At 46.8% G+C, this 17,607-nt stretch carries 10 protein-coding genes; 8 read left to right on the top strand and 2 right to left on the bottom strand.

Annotated elements, in window-relative coordinates; all coding sequences use genetic code 11:
- The first annotated feature begins 156 nt into the window (after positions 1-156).
- The 4 genes from ACTQ16_RS02765 to ACTQ16_RS02750 all read left to right on the top strand — a co-directional run bounded on the left by ACTQ16_RS02765 (position 157) and on the right by ACTQ16_RS02750 (position 8,090).
- The gene (locus tag ACTQ16_RS02765) at positions 157-1,932 is read left to right on the top strand and encodes an oxaloacetate decarboxylase (protein WP_294968650.1); all 1,776 of its coding nucleotides are present in this window, start codon (positions 157-159) and stop codon (positions 1,930-1,932) included.
- Positions 1,933-1,998: 66 nt separating this feature from the next.
- Positions 1,999-2,541 (top strand): HDIG domain-containing metalloprotein, encoded by a 543-nt coding sequence (locus tag ACTQ16_RS02760; RefSeq protein WP_295346065.1) that lies wholly within the window; start codon positions 1,999-2,001, stop codon positions 2,539-2,541.
- 37 nt (positions 2,542-2,578) lie between these two features.
- Positions 2,579-5,431 (top strand): putative LPS assembly protein LptD, encoded by a 2,853-nt coding sequence (locus tag ACTQ16_RS02755; protein WP_441931591.1) that lies wholly within the window; start codon positions 2,579-2,581, stop codon positions 5,429-5,431.
- 238 nt (positions 5,432-5,669) lie between these two features.
- Positions 5,670-8,090, top strand: a complete 2,421-nt coding sequence (locus tag ACTQ16_RS02750; protein ID WP_441936069.1) for a glycoside hydrolase family 95 protein — start codon at positions 5,670-5,672, stop codon at positions 8,088-8,090.
- Between the two features lie 62 nt (positions 8,091-8,152).
- Here the strand turns inward: ACTQ16_RS02750 and ACTQ16_RS02745 are convergent, their stop codons facing one another.
- Positions 8,153-9,889 (bottom strand): AAA family ATPase, encoded by a 1,737-nt coding sequence (locus tag ACTQ16_RS02745; RefSeq protein WP_441935978.1) that lies wholly within the window; start codon positions 9,887-9,889, stop codon positions 8,153-8,155.
- Positions 9,890-9,898: 9 nt separating this feature from the next.
- Positions 9,899-12,463: a transglycosylase domain-containing protein gene (locus ACTQ16_RS02740; protein WP_218416496.1), complete on the bottom strand. Its 2,565-nt coding sequence runs from the start codon at positions 12,461-12,463 to the stop codon at positions 9,899-9,901.
- Positions 12,464-12,738: 275 nt separating this feature from the next.
- Between ACTQ16_RS02740 and ACTQ16_RS02735 the strand changes: the two genes are divergently transcribed.
- From ACTQ16_RS02735 to ACTQ16_RS02720, 4 genes are all read left to right on the top strand, one after another.
- Positions 12,739-14,217: an L-fucose/L-arabinose isomerase family protein gene (locus ACTQ16_RS02735; protein ID WP_441935976.1), complete on the top strand. Its 1,479-nt coding sequence runs from the start codon at positions 12,739-12,741 to the stop codon at positions 14,215-14,217.
- Between the two features lie 146 nt (positions 14,218-14,363).
- On the top strand, positions 14,364-14,798 hold the full coding sequence (locus tag ACTQ16_RS02730; protein WP_441935974.1) for a GNAT family N-acetyltransferase: 435 nt from the start codon (positions 14,364-14,366) through the stop codon (positions 14,796-14,798).
- Between the two features lie 282 nt (positions 14,799-15,080).
- The gene (locus tag ACTQ16_RS02725) at positions 15,081-16,400 is read left to right on the top strand and encodes a TolC family protein (RefSeq protein ID WP_294968631.1); all 1,320 of its coding nucleotides are present in this window, start codon (positions 15,081-15,083) and stop codon (positions 16,398-16,400) included.
- Positions 16,401-16,535: 135 nt separating this feature from the next.
- A complete protein-coding gene (locus ACTQ16_RS02720; protein ID WP_441200155.1) occupies positions 16,536-17,606 on the top strand; it encodes an HlyD family secretion protein in 1,071 nt (356 codons plus the stop codon).
- Position 17,607: the final 1 nt, after the last annotated feature.

The raw sequence follows: 17,607 nt of genomic DNA, 5'->3' as shown, positions 1-17,607 counted from the left end.
TGCAGAAAATGTAATAAATGAGGGGAAAAGTCTGATTTCTCGAATTTTTTGTCTAATTTTGCACCTTGGTATGGAATGCCTTGGCTTTTGCGAGCTTGAGAGCATCGGATACACATTAATTATATATAATAGAAAAAAAGAAATTTAATAATAAGAATGAAGAAGAAAATTCAGTTCAGTCTCGTATACCGAGACATGTGGCAGAGTTCTGGTAAGTTCCAGCCACGCAAGGATCAGTTGGCTAAGATTGCCCCAGTTATCATTGAAATGGGTTGCTTTAGCCGTGTAGAGACCAATGGTGGTGCTTTCGAGCAGGTTAACCTCCTCGCAGGTGAGAATCCTAATGATGCAGTTCGTGCATTCTGTAAGCCATTCAACGAGGTGGGCATCAAGACTCACATGCTCGACCGTGGATTGAACGCTCTTCGCATGTACCCTGTGCCAGACGATGTACGTGCCTTGATGTACAAGGTAAAGGCTAAGCAGGGTACCAACATCACCCGTATCTTTGATGGTTTGAACGATGTTCGTAACATCATTCCTTCTATCAAGTGGGCTAAGGAGGGTGGTATGACTCCACAGTGTGCACTCTGTATTACCAATTCTCCTGTTCATACTCTCGAATATTATATGAACATCGCCGACCAGCTCATCGCTGCAGGTGCAGAGGAAATCTGCTTGAAGGATATGGCCGGTATCGGTCAGCCTGCATTCCTCGGTAAGCTTACCAAGATGATCAAGGACAAGTATCCTGAGATCATCATCCAGTACCACGGTCACTCTGGTCCTGGTCTCTCTATGGCTTCTATCCTCGAGGTCTGCAACAATGGTGCCGACATCATCGATACAGCCATCGAGCCATTGTCATGGGGTAAGGTTCATCCAGACGTAATCTCTGTCATCAGCATGCTGAAGAACGAGGGCTTTGAGGTTCCTGAGATCAATATGAGCGCTTACATGAAGGCTCGTGCCATGACTCAGGAGTTCATCGACGAGTGGTTGGGCTACTTCATCAACCCAGGTAACAAGATTATGTCTTCATTGTTGCTCGGTTGCGGTCTCCCTGGCGGTATGATGGGTTCAATGATGGCAGACCTCGGCGGTATGCGTCAGACTATCAACAATATCCGCAAGAAGAAGGGTGAAGAAGAGTTGTCTATGGACGACCTCCTGATCAAGCTCTTCGACGAGGTAGAGTATGTATGGCCACGCGTAGGTTATCCTCCATTGGTAACACCATTCAGCCAGTATGTAAAGAACATCTCATTGATGAACCTCCTCACCATGGAGCAGGGCAAGGGCCGCTTCGTGATGATGGATGATTCTATGTGGGGTATGATTCTCGGTAAGAGTGGTAAGATTCCTGGGGAGATTGATCCAGAACTCGTAGAGCTTGCCAAGAAGCAGGGTCGTGAGTTTACAGATGTTGATGCCCACACATTGCTTACTAATGCACTCGACGACTTCAAGAAGGAGATGGACGAGAACGGTTGGGAGTATGGTCAGGACGATGAGGAACTCTTCGAGCTCGCCATGCACCCAGAGCAGTATCGCAATTACAAGAGCGGTCAGGCTAAGAAGAACTTCCTGGCTGACCTCCAGAAGGCAAAGGATGCCAAGCTCGGCAGCACCTTGACACCAGCTCAGCTCGCTGAATTCAAGCACGCCAAGGCAGATGCTATCGTAGCACCAGTTGCAGGTCAGATTTTCTGGGAGTTCCAGGGCGAAGGCGAGTGCCAGCCAGCTGTAGAGCCATTCATCGGTAAGGAGTATAAGGAAGGTGATGCCTTCTGCTACATCCTCGCTCCATGGGGTGAGTTTGAGACAGTTCCTGCTGCATTGGGTGGCAAGCTCGTAGAAATCAATGCTAAGCAGGGCAGCAAGATCCGCAAGGGTGATGTCATCGCTTACATTGAGCGCGAGAATAATTAAGAATTGATAATTAAGAATTAACAATTAGGCTGCGCCGTTGTGGACGGCTACGAATAATTATTAATTATGAATTATAAATTATTAATTGATAAGTATTATCCTGAGGATAATGAGCTTCGTCATATCCTCATTACACATAGTCAATCTGTAGCGCAAAAAGCGCTACAGATTGTTTCGTCTCATCCTGAATTGCGTTTGGATGCCCAGTTTATCGAGGAAGCAGCGATGCTTCACGATATAGGAATCTTCATGACCGATGCTCCCGGCATCATGTGTTTTGGTTCGCAGCCATATATCTGTCATGGTAGATTGGGTGCCGAACTCTTGCGCAAGGAAGGTTATGAGCGCCATGCTCGGGTATGTGAGCGCCATACAGGTGCCGGCATCACAAAAGAGCAGATCGAGAAGCAGCAACTGCCTCTGCCTCACCAGGATTTTCTGCCCGAAACAATGGAGGAAAAGGTAATCTGCTATGCTGACAAATTCTTCAGCAAGACTCATCTCGACAAGGAAAAGAGTATTGAAAAGGCAGAGAAAAGTCTCGCTAAGTTTGGCGAGGAAGGAGTAAAGCGCTTCCAGGAATGGGAGCGGATGTTTGAAATAGGATAGAAGTTCTGTTGGGTGACTTCTTAACAATAATTTCTGAATGAGAAAACAATCAACTATAGCTGCACTGATGTTTGCTGCCATCTCATGCATGATGGTGGCAAACCCGGGTATGCCTTCTAAAAAGAAAGACAAGAAGGCTCAGGTGGATTCTACTGCCGTGGCTGTGGGCGACTCCGTCTTTGTCGATTCTCTCGGCAATGAAATCATCAGTACGGAGGCCGATACCACCCAGATGGACTCGCTGCAGAAGGCTATATGGAAACATAATAAGGTAGTGGATGACAGTATCCATCAGGATAGTATCAACCGTAAGAAGTCGGGTGGTATTGATGCGCCGGTCAGTTATCAGGCAGACGACTCGCTGGTCTATGATGCTCATAACAAGGTAGCGCATCTCTTTGGTAATTCGAATGTGAAGTACCAGAACATGGATCTTTCTTCTGATCGTATATCCATGGATCTCGACAAGAGCAATGTGAAGGCAATGGGTACTCCCGATTCTTCTACTAAGGAAGGTGTCAAGGGAAAGCCAATCTTCAAGATAGGAGGTGATACCTACGATACCGACACGATTAAGTTTAATTTCAAGAGCAAGAAGGCTCTTATTAATAATGTATATACAGCGCAGGAAGATGGTTTCTTGCGAGGTATGAAATCGAAGCGAGATTCTTCTGGTACGGTTTATCTGAAACATGCCACCTATACCACCTGTGATGATCCGCATCCGGATTTCTATATCTCACTCTCACGTGCCAAGATGCGACCGAATAAGGATGTGGTCTTCGGACCTGCTCATCTCGTGGTGTGCGATGTGCCGGTTCCTATAGCCATACCATACGGTTTCTTCCCGTTCTCCAAGAGCTACAGCAGCGGTTTCATCATGCCGACATACGGTGATGAGAGTGCGCGCGGATTCTATCTCAGGGATGGTGGTTATTATTTTGCCATGAGTGACAAGTGGGACTTGAAACTCCTCGGAGAAATCTATACCAAGGGATCTTGGGGACTTTCGGCGGCAAGCAACTATCGCAAGCGATATAAGTATTCCGGTTCCTTCTTCTTCAGTTACCAGGATACGAAGAATGGAGACAAGGGTATGCCTGATTTCACAGAGCAGGAGAGCTTCAAGTTGCAGTGGAGTCATAGACAAGACTCAAAGGCTAATCCGTTCAGTTCGTTGTCGGCAAGTGTCAACTTTGCCACATCCAGCTATGAGCGGAATAATCTGAGTTCACTCTATAATCCGCAGACGATGACGCAGAGTACTCGAACCTCTTCAGTCAACTGGAGTACAACGTTCTCCAGCATCGGTATGTCGCTCAGTTCTACAGCCAATCTTTCGCAGAACATGCGTGACTCTTCGATAGCGATGACCTTGCCAGACCTCAACATCTCTATCTCCCGATTCTATCCGTTCAGAAGAAAGAAGATGGTGGGTGATGAGAAATGGTACGAGAAAATCGCCATGAGTTATACAGGACATATCTCTAACAGTATCAATACCAAGGAGGATAAGCTGATGCACAGTTCGCTTATCAAGGACTGGCGCAACGGATGGCAGCATCAGATACCAGTGAGTGCATCGTTCACTCTCTTCAAATATCTCAATGTGAGTCCTTCGTTCAACTTCACCGACCGTATGTATACCAATAAGGTGGAGAAATCATGGGATAGCGAAAAGCAGGTTGAGAAGAGTGATACCATATATGGTTTCAACAATGTTTATAACTGGAACATGAGTGTAGGTCTCTCAACCAAGCTGTATGGATTCTGGATTCCTAACCGTAAGCTCTTCGGCAATAGGATTGACAGGATTCGCCACGTTTTCACTCCGACGGTCAACTTCAGTTATGCGCCAGACTTCGGTGCTAGCCGATATGGATTCTGGGATACTTATCAGAAGACTGATGCTGACGGTAACGTATCGCTCGTCAGTTATTCACCATACCAGAATGCACTTTACGGTGTGCCGGGTAAGGGCAAGAGTGGTAACATTTCATTCACTTTGGGTAATAACCTGGAGATGAAATGGAGAGATAAGAACGACAGTCTCAAGAAGGTGAGTCTCATTGATGCGTTCGACATCAATATGAGTTACAACACCGCAGCCAAGGTTCGCCCTTGGAGCGATATGAATATCAACCTCCGTCTCAAGTGGTGGAAAAACTACACATTCAATATGAATGCTGTCTTTGCTACATACGCATATGAACTGGATGATCAGGGTAATGTGTTTGTTGGCAACCACACAGAGTGGGGCAAGGGTCGATTTGGACGATTCCAGGGAATGTCTCAGAACTTCTCATTCACGCTGAATCCGGAAAAGTTGAAGAAACTCTTCGGTGGTGGCGATGATGATGATGATAAGGACAAGAACAGGAAGAGCGATGATGACGATGAAGGTATGGATACCGACATAGAAAGCAACGTGGATGATAATATCGAGAAGGGTAAGACGGCAGCCAAGAAGAGTGGCGGTGGTAAAGCAAAGACCGACACCGACGGTTATATGGCATTCAAGATGCCTTGGTCTTTGACCTTTGGATATGGTGTTACGATGCGTGAGGATACTCGACGAGAGAAATTCAACGAGAAGTCCATGCGCTATCCATACAAGTTTACACAGACGCTTAACATGAGTGGTAATGTTCGCTTGAGTGATGGATGGAACATCAGTTTCTCTTCCGGTTACGACTTCGAGAATTCCAAGATTAGTATGACTACAGCCAGTCTGGCTCGAGATCTCCACTGCTTCAATATGAGTTGTTCAGTAGTACTTGCGCCATATACCAGTTATAACTTCACCTTCCGATGCAATGCAGCTACATTGACGGATGCGCTGAAGTATGATAAGCGTAGTGGTTATTCTAACGCCGTCAAGTGGTATTGATTTGGCTAGGGAATCAAATAGAAATCAAACGAGGATAACGGGTATTTGAAAAAAACACCGGTTATTCTCGTTTTTTTATGATATATCTTTGTTATTTCAGATATTAATCGTAAATTTGTACCGGATATGGAAAATCATATTTTGGATAATTCCCAAAATAGCAATTGAAAATAATAATTGAAAATTTAAATTTATACGCATCATGAACAAGAAAACCGTAACAATCTTTACCTTGGCTATGCTGGGAGCACTTCAGGCTTCTGCACAGCAGAAGACTCCATTGTCTTACTGGTTTGACACGCCTGTCACCTTGAAGGGACAGCAAATCTGGTATGGTGGTCATCCCGAGAAATGGACAAACAAGAAACCTATCTCTGCTGGTGATACCGCCCGCAATCCCGATCCTGATTGGGAGTCAAAGTCATTGCCTATCGGTAATGGTAGTATCGGAGCCAATATCCTGGGTTCCGTGGAGGCTGAGCGCATCACGCTGAATGAGAAGACGCTCTGGCGTGGCGGTCCGAACACCAAGAAGGGCGCTGCCTATTATTGGAATGTGAACAAGAATTCTGCCCATGTGATGCAGGAAATCAGAGATGCCTTCGCTACCAACGATTGGGAAAAGGCATCCCAGCTCACCCGCAAGAACTTCAACAGTCCTGTGCCATACGAGTCTTATGCAGAAGATCCATTCCGTTTCGGTAGCTTTACCACGATGGGTGAGGCGTATATCGAGACAGGATTGAGCACTGTGGGTATGTCCAAATATCGCCGTGCCTTGTCGCTCGATTCGGCATTGGCTACCGTTTCTTTCGTCAAGGATGGTGTAAACTATGAGCGTGAGTATTTCATTTCTTATCCAGCCAATGTGATGGCTATCCGCTATAAGGCTTCCCGTCCAAGCAAGCAGAATCTCGTATTCTCTTATGCGCCTAACCCTGTATCTACAGGCAAGATGGTGGCTGATGGCAAGAACGGGCTGCTTTGGGATGCACGTCTCGATAACAACGATATGCAGTATGCTGTCCGCATCCGTGCCATCAACAAGGGTGGTAACCTGTCGAACGAAGGTGGAAAGCTGACCGTGAAGGGTGCTGACGAGGTGGTATTCCTCATTTCTGCCGATACCGATTACAAGGCAAACGATAATCCGGATTACAATGATCCTAAAACCTATGTGGGCGAGGATCCGCTGGCTACTACTCTGGACTGGGTGAGCAAGGCCGAGGGCAAGGGTTACGCACAGTTGCTGGAGGAGCATTACAAGGATTATAGCCGTCTCTTCAATCGTGTAAGCCTGAATCTGAATGATGTGGATAACGCCAACGATATGCCAATCGATGAGCGATTGGCTAACTACCGCAAGGGGGCAAAGGATTTCTATCTGGAGCAGCTCTACTATCAGTTTGGCCGCTATCTGCTCATCGCCTCTTCGCGTCCAGGCAACATGCCTGCCAACCTGCAGGGTGTATGGCACAACAACGTGGATGGTCCTTGGCGTGTAGACTATCATAACAACATCAATCTGCAGATGAACTACTGGCCAGCCTGCACCACCAACCTGAGCGAGTGTGAGCTTCCGCTCTTCGACTTCATCCAGACACAGGTGAAGCCAGGTGAGAAGACTGCCAAGTCATATTACGGTACCCGTGGCTGGACTACATCTGTATCCAGCAACATCTTCGGTTTCACCTCTCCGCTGTCAAGCGAGGATATGTCGTGGAACTTCTCTCCATTCGCCGGTCCATGGTTGGCTACCCATCTCTGGGATTATTATGACTATACCCGCGATAAGAAGTTCCTGAGCGAGACAGCATACGATATCATCAAGGGAAGTGCCAACTTCGCAACAGATTATCTGTGGCATCGCAAGGATGGTGTTTATACAGCAGCTCCTTCCACATCTCCAGAGCACGGACCGATAGACGAAGGTGCAACCTTTGCTCATGCCGTGATTCGTGAGATTCTGCTTGATGCTGTAGAGGCCAGTAAGATTCTGGGCAAGGATGCCAAGGATCGCAAATTGTGGGAAGATGCCCTGAAGCATATTGCTCCTTATCAGATTGGTCGCTATGGACAGTTGATGGAATGGTCGAAGGATATTGATGATCCTAAGGATGAGCATCGCCATGTGAACCATCTCTTCGGTCTGCATCCTGGCCGTACCATTTCGCCTATTACTACTCCTACATTAGCAAAGGCTTCCAAGGTGGTATTGGAACATCGTGGTGATGGTGCTACCGGATGGTCTATGGGTTGGAAGTTGAACCAGTGGGCTCGTCTGCACGATGGCAACCATGCTTACAAGCTTTATGGCAACCTGTTGAAGAATGGTACATTGGACAACCTCTGGGATACGCATGCTCCATTCCAGATAGACGGTAACTTTGGCGGTACTGCGGGTATCACCGAAATGTTGATGCAGAGCCATATGGGCTTTATCCATCTCCTGCCAGCCCTGCCTGATGCATGGCAGAAGGGTTCCATCAAAGGACTCCGTGCCAAGGGTAATTTCACGGTGGATATCTATTGGGACAACGGCCGCCTTACCAAGGCAGTTATTCTCTCCGGTTCCGGTGAACCTTGCCAGGTAAGATATGGAGATAAGGTGAAGAAGATGAAGACCCAGAAGGGCAAGACCTATGAGGTTAAGTTTTAATCAATAAAAAAGTGGTTGAAAAAACGGATGTACTTTCCGTTTTTTCAACCACTTTTTTATGATTATTCCTTGAGATGCTTCAATCTTCTCTTAGCCTCTGGATGTCCTGGATAGAGGGTTAGAGCCTTCTGGTAATTGGTGATGGCCGCTTCTTTCATTCCGGCTCTCTCGCATTCCTTACCCATGATGACATATTCCGTGGCAAGGCGCTTGAGGAATTTCTCCTGTTTCTTTTTCTCTTCATCCTTCTGCCTGATTACTTCCTTTAGACGCTCGTTCTCCGCTTGCAGTTCATTCATCTTGTTGAGTTTCTTACGGATGAAACGTTTGGCAAGAGGGTGCTCGATGTCGTAACGGCTATGGATGGCTAGGAAGAAGTTATCAAGAGCTGTTTGCATGTCTCCCTTGTCGTATGCCTTGACTGCATCATGATATTGTTTGTCTGCCTTACTCTGTGTAAGAGCCGTATGGATGGTGCTCTGGTCGTTGTAATGACGGGCAAACTGCTTGACTTCGTTGCGGACGAATATCTCGCTTTGGCGAATAGGTTCCTGCAGGCTGATTCCTTCCAGACTGGTGCAACGTGATAAGGCTACGTAGGTCTGACCGCCAGCGAAAACACCGCCGGTAAAATCTATCTTTACCTGATTGAAGGTCAGTCCCTGACTCTTATGAACAGTAATCGCCCAGGCAAGTCGGATAGGGTATTGCTCATATCTTCCAATCTCCTCTTCCTCAATCTTCTTTTCCACCTCATTGAAATGGTATCGCATGTTGCTCCAGGCAGCAGGTTCAACCATCACATCTTTTCCCTCTTCTGTGCGTACATAAATTTTGGCATTCTCGTCTTCGTCAAAGCCGATGATGGTGCCCAGCGTACCGTTTACCCATTGGTGCTCGATGTCGTTCTTGATAAAGATAATCTGAGCACCCGTTTTCAGGTAAAGCTCGATAGGGGTTGGCAGACTGCTTTCTGGGAATTCTCCTTGTATACGTCCCCGGAAGAGGCAAGGTTCGCCAGGCAAAAGCTTGAGCTGACTGTCATTGATGTAATCTACTGTATCGCGACGGGTGGACAGGGTGATGGCAAGCTTGGAGTCGCCTTCATCCAATTGGGCGCCAACACGCTGGTTTAGCAACTTCAGGTCCTGCATTCTTGCCTGACTGGTCCGGATGTTGTCGAGGATACCGATAAAGACAGGGTCGCTTTGGCGGTATACTTTCTTGAGTTCGATGCTGACCAGTTGGAACTGTTGGAAAATCTTGGCATCGAAGAAGAAACTGCTGCGGTAGAAAGGATTGAGCAGTTTGCGGTCGTCTTCTCTGACAACGGGTTCCAGCTGATAGATGTCGCCCACCAGCAGAAGCTGTTTTCCACCGAACGGTTCTCTCATGTTCCGGCAATATACTCGCAATACCTTGTCGATGAAATCGATGATGTCGGCACGTACCATACTGATCTCATCTATGATGATGAGCTCTACTTCACGGATAATCTTGATTTTCTCAGAATTATACTTCAGTGTGTTTCGGATATTGCGCACCGAATACATACTGTCGTTGGGCAGCAATGGGTGGAAAGGTAACTTGAAGAAACTGTGCAAGGTGCTTCCACCGGCATTGATGGCTGCGATGCCTGTAGGTGCCAGGACGATATGTTTTTTCTTGGTATTGGCAGCGATATAACGTAGAAAAGTAGATTTACCCGTCCCCGCCTTTCCGGTAAGAAAAAGCGAACGACGGGTAAACTGTATGATTTGGAGTGCATTCTGCAACTCCGCATTGTCGAGATCAATCATATTATTCTATTAGAGGTCATCGAAGTTGATAGGCTGTTCTGTTGGCTTAGCCTTCTTCTTCTCTTTCTTTTCTTCTGTAGCAGCAGGAGTGGTAGTTGGGGTGGTTGTTGTAGCCTCTCCATCCGTCTTCACTGTCGGAATTTCCTTCTTAATAGGGTTTCCGTTTTCATCAAGGAGAATTTCTTCTGTGAAGGCAGTACTGTCCACCTGTGTTGTATCAACCTTTGGCTTTGGTGCATAGCTGGCACAGATATACATGTCTCTTGTGATGTCATCGTCCTTTGGCTTATCGAACTTGGCATGATATTCCTTGAATGCAGGATCAGCGAAGAGCGTCTGCAGGAAGTAACCGCAGATAGGCAATGCTGTTCTGGCACCCTGTCCCAAGGCTCCTGTTCGGAAGTGGAGGCATCGGTATTCTCCTCCTACCCAGGCACCAACTACCAGTTTAGGACTTACACACATGAACCATGCGTCAGAGTGATTATTGGTTGTACCGGTCTTACCGCCAAATTCTGTGTCACGGTAATTACCTACATAGCCCCAGAGACTCTGTGAGGTACCACCCGGTTCTCTCATACCACCCTGCAGGAGCTGTTGCATCAGGAAGGCACTCTTGTACGGAATAACCTGTTCCTCTGTACTTGGTCCTTCATAAACCACCTTGCCGTCATGGTCAACAATCTTGGTCACCAATACAGGATCGTGATGCTTACCGTTGTTAGAGATGGTGCTGTATGCGCAAGCCATCTCCAGCAGGTTGACATCGCTGGAACCCAAGGCGAGTGATGGAGTATCATCGAGCGGACTGTCGATACCCATTTTCTTGGCGGTTTCGATGATGCGCTTGATGCCCATTTCCTGACCCAGTCTTACGGCAATGGAGTTGATACTCTTGGCAAATGCATTCTTCAGTGGGATGCTATCGCCAGAGAATGAACCGTTGGCATTGCCAGGAGTCCAGGTTGTCATCTCGTGCTTCTTCTTATCGTATACCTGCATAGAGATATATTCATCGCGGCGCTTGTCGCAAGGAGTCAATCCCTGGTTCATGGCTTCTGTATAAACGAAGAGCTTGAAGGTAGAACCCGGCTGGCGCTCGGCTGTTACCTTGTCATACTTCCAGTGGTCGAAGTCGATGTCGCCCACCCATGCCTTCACGGCTCCTGTCTGTGGCTCCATGGCTACGAAAGCACTGTGCATGAAGGTAGTCATATACTTGATACTATCTTCAGAAGTCATGTTGATAGTGATGCTTCCCTTGTCGTAATCGAACACTTTGACAGGGTGAACCCACTCCTTATAATAATAGGTGACAGAATCTGGATTGTTTGGGAATTTGGCCAGCAGATTCTTATAGAAAGGCTGCTTTTCAGCAATGCCTTGGATAAAGTTTGGTATCACCTTGTGGTTCTCGTCCTGCCAAGGTTCTTCGCCCAGCCATTTTCCTTTACCAGCCTGAGTACGTCGGATGCTCCAGTGATTGTTGAAGTTCTGCTGTACCTGCTTCATCTGTTTGCGGGCAGCATCCTCGGCATACTTCTGCATGCGAGTATCGATGGTTGTATAAATCTTCAGACCGCTTGAGTAGAGGTCATAACCTTCCTCCTGGCACCAGTCTTTCAGATAATCGGCTACGGCTACGCGGAAGTATTTAGCCTGTCCGTCATAGTTCTCCTCTACCTTGAAGTCGAGTTTGATAGGAAGCTCTTTCAGCTCTTCATACTCGGTACGAGACAGATCGCCATGAGTCAACATGTTATATAATACGGTGTTTCTGCGCACCCGACTGTTCTCTGGATTGGTGCGCGGATTATAATAGGTAGTTGCCTTGAGCATACCTACCAGAATAGCAGCCTGATCTGCAGTCAGGTCTTTTGGATTCGTATTGAAGTAGGTCTTGGCTGCAGTCTTGATACCGTATGAATTATTTCCGAAATCTACCGTGTTGGCATACATGGTGATGATTTCCTTCTTGGAGAAAGCGGTCTCCAGCTTTACGGCAATAATCCACTCCTTGCTCTTGATGATGAGCAGTCGGAGCAAAGGCACCTTGCCCAGCAAACCGGTAGAATACTGCGAGCGTACGCGGAACATGTTCTTAGCCAACTGCTGTGTGATAGTAGACGCACCACGGGCATCATGATGCAGGAGGGCGTCTTTGGCAGCACCGAATACACCGATAGGGTCGATACCGATGTGCTTGTAGAAGCGCTCATCTTCCGTATCAATCAAAGCCTTGAAGAAGGCTGGATTCACCTCTTCATATTTTACAGGTGTACGGTTCTCGTTGAAGTATTTGCCAATCAGCTTGCCATCGGCACTATATATCTCTGATGCCTCTGAAGTCTGCGGATTCAGAATACCGGAGAAATAGCCTGGTGACTTACCGAAAAGCCACAGGAAGTTGATGTCTACTGCGCCCAGATAAATAATGAAGGCGATGATACAACTGACGAATGCGACAATGGTCTTGGTATACCAAGCCCTACCTTGATACAAACTCTTGTACCAAGCCCAGAAAGCACATAGCTTATGCCATATTCCGGCAAAGACTGTTTTGATTTTATTCATATTCACTTATCTGTTTTTATCGGTGCAAAGATACAACTTTTATTCGAAATATCATCATTCATTCAGTTTTTTATTTGTTTTGGATATCCATTAGGTGGTATAAAATGTTTCAGGAAGTTTATCAAATGTTACATTTGGGTACAAATAAACGTTTTTTTACATTTTGAACGGAAAAAAAACTCAGAATTTGCTTGCAGAAATCAAAAATATTTGTACCTTTGCCCTCATCAAAAAACAAGCATATATACAAAAACTTAAATAAAAACATAATAATTATGGTAAGCAACAACATTCCACAAGTAAAGCTCGGTATTATTGCCGTTAGCCGTGACTGTTTTCCAATCGCGCTTTCTACTCAGCGCCGTGAGAACATCGTAAAAGAGTACAAGGGTGAAATTTTCAACTGTCAGACTACAGTTGAGAACGAGAAAGATATGCTCAAGGCTGTGGCCGAAGTAAAGGAGCAGGGCTGCAACGCCTTGGTTGTATTCCTTGGTAACTTCGGTCCTGAGACCCCTGAAACTTTGATTGCAAAGAACTTCGACGGTCCTGTTATGTTCGTAGCAGCTGCTGAAGGTGACGGAGATATGATCAATGGTCGTGGTGATGCATACTGCGGTATGCTCAACTGCTCTTACAACCTCGGTATGCGTCATTTGAAGGGTTACATCCCTGAGTACCCTGTTGGTACAGCAGAGGAAGTAGCTAAGATGATTGCAGACTTCGTACCAGTAGCTCGCGTCATCCTCGGTTTGAAGGGCTTGAAGATTATCGCATTCGGTCCACGTCCTCAGGATTTCTTCGCTTGCAACGCTCCAATCAAGGGCTTGTACGAACTGGGTGTAGAGATTGAGGAGAACTCAGAGCTCGATCTCCTCGTAGCTTATAAGGAGCACGCGAACGATCCACGTATCGACGAGGTTTGCGCTGATATGGCCAAGGAGATGGGCGAAGGCTGCTACTATCCTGATCTCAGCCGTAGAATGGCACAGTTTGAGTTGACATTGCTCGATTGGGCTGAGGCTCACAAGGGTTCTCGCCAGTATGTAGCATTCGCTGACAAGTGCTGGCCTGCATTCCCAAGCCAGTTCGGTTTCGAGCCTTGCTATGTAAACAGCCGTCTCGTTAGCCGCGGTATTCCTGTAGCTTGCGAGGTTGATGTCTATGGTGCATTGTCTGAGTACATCGGTATGTGTGCTTCTGACGATACCGTTACATTGCTCGATATCAACAACTCTGTTCCTCGGTATATCTATGATGAGGACATCAAGGGCAAGTACGATTATAAGTTGACTGATACCTTCATGGGCTTCCACTGCGGTAACACTCCACAGTGCAAGATGTGCTCAAGCCGTAAGATTAAGTATCAGCTCATCCAGAACCGTTTGTTGGAGAATGGTTGTACACCAGACTTCACCCGTGGTACTTTGGAGGGTGATATCGCAGCTTCTGACATCACATTCTACCGTCTGCAGTGCGATTCAGAGGGCAACCTCCGCAGCTATATCGCAGAGGGTGAGGTTCTCGATGTTCCTACCCGTTCATTCGGTGGTATCGGTATCTTCGCCATCAACGAGATGGGCCGCTTCTATCGTCACGTATTGATTCAGAAGGGTTATCCACACCACGGAGCCGTAGCATTCTCTCATGTAGGCAAGACCTTGTTCGAGGTATTCAAGTATCTTGGCATCAAGGATATCGCTTACAACCAGCCAGCTAGCTTGCCTTACCCAACCGAGAATCCTTGGAAGTAAGATAAGATTCGTATGAAATAAAAAAGGCGATTGCTTTTCCTGCAATAGGAATGGCAATCGCCTTTTCTATTGATGTGATTATTAAAAAAGATAAAATAATAGATGCTCTTCTTGGCAATCTCCGAAATATGTGCTAAGTTTGCACCATGAATGAACCAAGATTTATAGAAATAGAAGATTTGAAGCCTGATTATCTGGAAGCGATTAACAGACTGATTGCGCAGCTGAGTACCAGTTCGCATACCTTTACTGAGGCAGAATTGAACAGTCTTATCGCCTCACCTCAAAGCCATCTCTATGCTTTGGAATATGATGAGAAAATCATCGGAATGGTAACCCTCTGTATCTATCAATGTCCTACAGGAAGGAAGGCATGGATAGAAGATGTAGTGGTTGACCAGAACCATCGCGGCAAGGGATATGGAAAACTGATGCTTAGAAAGGCGATGGAAGAATGTCAGAACAGGGGGAATGTAACCCTGATGCTTACTTCGCGCCCTTCTCGCATTGTTGCCAACCAGCTCTATCAGAGCCTGGGCTTTGAAAAACGGGAAACCAATGTCTATAAAATGAAATTCTGAAATACCATATAGCGAGGAGAGTATAAATAAGGCAAGGATTACACGGATTTATGGCGCTAATGCAATTGAAGCGATTTTTCTTCTTATAAAGAATCCGTGTAATCCGTGCCAAAAACTGCAAAGAGCCACTCTTTTTGTTTCTAAGAACTCCGCCACTAAAAGAAACGGCATTTTTGAACATATTGTGATATTTTGTGAATAGTGATTATTTGCAGAAAATTAGTACCTTTGCACCAGAATTCAATAGTATTGTATACCAGAAGAAATATATTAAAAATGAACATGAGAAAAATCATATGTTTTTGTTTGACTCTTGGGGCATTTTCTACGATGATGGCTCAGGAGACTTTATCGCTGAGCCAGTGCTTGCAGATGGCAGTAGACAATAACCTGTCGCTGCAGAAAAGTCGAAATGAGATAGCAAAGGGAAAGTATTCCATCAGCGAGAACCAGGCGAAGCTGCTGCCGCAGATCAACGCCGTGGCACAGTTGAACGATAACTTTACGCCTCCCGTTTCCGTGACTGACGGTTCTGCCTACGGCAAGCCTTACAATGTTACCAAAACCCTGCAGTATAATGCTTCAGCAGGCTTGCAACTCCAGATGCCGCTTTACAACCAGATGGTGAATACTGCCATCGACATTGCCAAGATAGCAGACCATCTCAACCAGCTCTCTTACGAGAAGGCGCGCGAAGACCTCATCGTGCAGACTGCCAAGATGTATTACATGGCGCAGAATACGGCTGAGCAGATCCGACTGGTGAATGACAACATCAAGCGCCTGGAAGAACTCTATGGCATCACCCAGGCTTTCTACGACAATCAGATGACCCTGGAAGTGGATGTGAAGCGAGTGAAACTCAACATCGAGAATCTCACCGTGCAGCGCGATAACGCCATCGCCATGCTCGACCAGCAATATACCATGCTCAAATATGTGATAGATTATCCTGCAGAAAAGCAAATCAAGGTAACGGAGGTGAATCCGGGAGAGATAGAGACGGTGAATGCCAACGGATTGAACACCAATCTCTACGAACTCCAGCTCCTGGAGAAGAGAAAGGAACTTGCCCAGAAGCAGACCAAGTTAGCCAAGGATGGCTATCTGCCTTCGGTGAGCCTTACCGGTAGCCTGATGTATTCTGCCTTCACCGATAAGATAGAACATTGGATTCATTCGGGCGAATCAAACCACTGGTATGGTTCCAACGGCATCGGCATCCAGCTGAGAGTGCCTGTCTTCGATGGCTTCGAGAAGCGTTCCAAGATAAGACGTGCCAAAGTGGAGGAGGAGAATGCCCGCATCGGATATGAGGATGCACTCAAGGGAATGCAGGCAGACTATATGAACGCCGTGAGCGAGGTGAACAACAGCCAGCGCAACTACAAGAAGCAGTTTGACAACTATACCCTGGCGCAGGATGTATATAATGTGACTGCCGACCAATACAAGGAGGGGGTAGGTTCCATGACCGCCGTTCTCCAGGATGAGATGCGCATGAGCGAGGCAATGAACAATTATCTTACCGCCTATTATAAATATAAGGTGGCAAACCTCTCGCTCCTGAAACTCACAGGACAATTGGAACAGGTAAAATAACAAAGGAATCATAAAGAAACAAATAATCAGAATAAAACAATGGAACAGAACGAAAATAACAAGATGGAAACAGCTCGTGAGGAAAATGCAGAAGCTACTCAGATGTCTTACGAGGATAATGCAGCAACCACTCAGATGTCTCACGAAGAAATGCAGAAGAAATTGAAGAAGCAGCGCATCCGCCAGATCATCGCCAGTCTCATCGGCGTAGCCATCCTCGTCTTCGGACTCTGGAAGATTGTCTGTCTCTTCCTGGATTATAATGCCAACGAAACCAGCAACGATGCCCAGGTAGAGCAGTATATCTCTCCTGTCAACCTCCGCGCATCGGGCTATATTGCCAAGGTTTGTTTCAAGGAGCACGAGGAGGTTCATAAGGGTGATACCCTTCTTATCCTTGACGACCGTGAGTATCGCATCCGCCTGATGGAGGCTGAGGCGGCTCTGAAGGATGCCAAGGCTGGAGCCAACGTCATTGATGCTACCCAGCAGACCACCCAGACTTCGGCTACCGTCTATTCTGCATCCATCGATGAAATTGAGGTGCGCCTTGCCAAACTTGCCAAAGACTGCGAGCGCTATCGTAACCTGGTAGAGAAGAAGGCTGCTACACCAATCCAGTTGGAGCAGCTCGAAGTGGAATATGCGGCTACCAAGAAGAAACTGGAGTCGGTAAAGCGACAGCAGGCTGCTGCCTATAAGGGCGTGAACGAGGTGGTTACCCGCAAGCAGAATGTGACAGCTGCCATCGAACGTGCTGAGGCTGCGGTGGAGATGGCGAAGCTGAACCTCTCTTATTGTGTGGTTGTAGCGCCATGCGATGGTAAGTTGGGTCGCCGCTCTATCGAAGAGGGACAGATGGTGAACGCTGGAACCACCATCACCTATATCCTGCCTAATGCCCAGAAGTGGGTTATCGCCAACTATAAGGAAACTCAGGTAGAGAATCTCTATGTGGGTCAAAAGGTACGCATGACGGTAGATGCCATCAGCAACAAGGAGTTTGAGGGCACCGTTACCGCTATCTCCGGAGCAACCGGTTCCAAGTATTCTCTTGTTCCTACCGATAATTCGGCTGGTAACTTCGTGAAGATTCAGCAGCGTGTGCCTGTAAGAATCGACTTCACTAACCTCAGCAAGGAAGACAATGCCCGCCTGGCAGCAGGTATGATGGTGATTGTGAAGGCGGAGAGAAAATCAAAGTAAT

It is taken from the genome of Prevotella sp. LCP21S3_D2 (assembly GCF_052118345.1).
GTDB lineage: Bacteria > Bacteroidota > Bacteroidia > Bacteroidales > Bacteroidaceae > Prevotella.
The sequence above is the reverse complement of the archived record's forward strand: the minus strand, read 5'-3'. Positions and strand labels throughout refer to the sequence as shown.